This is a genomic window from Aequorivita sediminis (assembly GCF_032080575.2).
In the GTDB taxonomy this organism is placed as follows: Bacteria; Bacteroidota; Bacteroidia; order Flavobacteriales; family Flavobacteriaceae; genus Aequorivita; species Aequorivita sediminis.
On the sequence record NZ_JAVLSO020000030.1, the window covers coordinates 1 to 1,220 of the forward strand.

1 protein-coding gene is annotated in these 1,220 nt (G+C 32.9%); it reads left to right on the top strand.

Annotated elements, in window-relative coordinates; genetic code table 11:
- Positions 1–211 precede the first annotated feature (211 nt).
- Positions 212–1,183, top strand: coding sequence for an IS110 family RNA-guided transposase (locus RT250_RS13475; RefSeq protein ID WP_313115410.1), 972 nt, complete (start codon positions 212–214; stop codon positions 1,181–1,183).
- The last annotated feature ends 37 nt before the right edge of the window (positions 1,184–1,220 follow it).

The following is a 1,220-nucleotide window of genomic DNA, read 5'->3' on the forward strand; positions in this document are numbered from 1 at the left end:
CTTAAGTTTACAATTCATTAAATTTAGATATAAATCAGAAAGAACAAAAGAGAGGAATAAGGTTATTATATACGCAGAGACTTAGATCTCGTCAACATTGAAAATCCCCTCTCTTTTTCTACACAGATTTCGTACAGTTCTATGAGGCTTTTAGACCTCGCTTTTAAGTCGTTGAAACTCGCGTAGATGTCCTTTCAAAAATCATTTTCTTATGAATAAAGATATTAAATTTTTCGGTATTGACATTAGCCACCTAGTTTTTGATGTTGCGGATTCTAATGGCAACTTTTACCAGTTTAAAAACACCCTTTCTGGCTTTAAAAAGTTTGCAAAAATATTAGATATAGATAGCCATTGTGTCATGGAAGCTACAGGATATTATCATTATCAATTAGCTTATTATTTGTTAGAATCAGGTATTAGAGTTTCTGTAGAAAACCCATTAGCAGTTAAACGTTTTATACAGATGAAATTATCTAAAATTAAAACGGATAAGAGCGATGCTAAACAGATCTGTGAATATGCCAAACAAGTCGACTTAAAGCTCTGGAAAGGCAACTCTAAACACCAAACAGAGTGTCTTCAAATCACCAGACTCCTTGCTGTATATACAAAACAAAGCACCATGATTAAAAATAAATTACACGGTGAATCTGTTTTGGGAAATCCAAGTAAAGCAGTTGTAAGCTCTTTAAAACGTAGTTTGAAGCAAGTGCAAAAAGAAATAAAAATGCTGGAAGACAAGCTTTTGATTTTGGTTAAACAAGAGCATCAAGAAGTACTAACTCGATTAAAAAGCATACCAGGTATTGGAAACAAAACAGCCCTAATGTTGGTAGTTCTCACAGATGGTTTTGAACGATTTACAAGTGGTAGCGAATTGTGCAGTTATGCTGGATTGACTCCCGTAATAAAAAGAAGCGGTAGCAGTGTAACTGGCCGGAGTAAAATAAGTAAAATGGGAAACCAAAAACTTCGAAATTTATTATTTATGTGTAGTTTTAATGCCTGCAAATACAATAAAGCCTGTAGGGATATTTATGAGCGATTAGTTGCTAAAGGAAAAAGTAAAAAATTAGCTTTAATTGCAGTATGCAATAAGCTCTTAAAACAAGCTTTTGCTATTGCTAAATCTGGACTAATATATGAGGATAGTTACAGAAGTACCATGGTGAAAAATTAATACATTTTTACTTGTTTTTTACCACAGTACTTTGTTG